The following is a 419-nucleotide window of genomic DNA, read 5'->3' on the forward strand; positions in this document are numbered from 1 at the left end:
CTGGTCGACGAGCTGGCGGGCGAAGGTATCCACATTCATCACCTGGACCTGGGCGGTGGCCTGGGGGTGACCTACCGGGACGAGACCCCGCCACCGGTCAGTGACTATATGGATGCGATCAAGGCCAGACTCGGCGATCGTAAATTGAGCCTGATGTTTGAGCCGGGCCGCTCCATTGCCGCCAACGCGGGCGTGTTATTGACTCAGGTGCTCTACCTCAAGCCCACCGAACACAAGAACTTTGCCATCATTGACGGGGCCATGAATGACAACATCCGCCCGTCTTTGTACCAGGCGTGGCAGAACATTGTGCCGGTGCGGGAGCATGGGGGTGAGGTAAAAACCTGGGACCTGGTAGGCCCGGTGTGCGAAACTGGGGACTTTCTGGGTAAAGACCGCTCGCTCGCACTACAGGCTGG

General features: G+C 59.9%; 1 protein-coding gene. It reads left to right on the top strand.

The window, feature by feature from the left end; genetic code table 11:
• Nucleotides 1–419 (top strand): diaminopimelate decarboxylase family protein (locus tag B3520_RS14335; protein ID WP_414673887.1); only part of this gene is annotated, 419 nt, incomplete at both ends.

This window comes from Marinimicrobium sp. UBA4509 (genome assembly GCF_002388575.1).
Taxonomy (GTDB): Bacteria; Pseudomonadota; Gammaproteobacteria; order Pseudomonadales; family Cellvibrionaceae; genus Marinimicrobium; species Marinimicrobium koreense.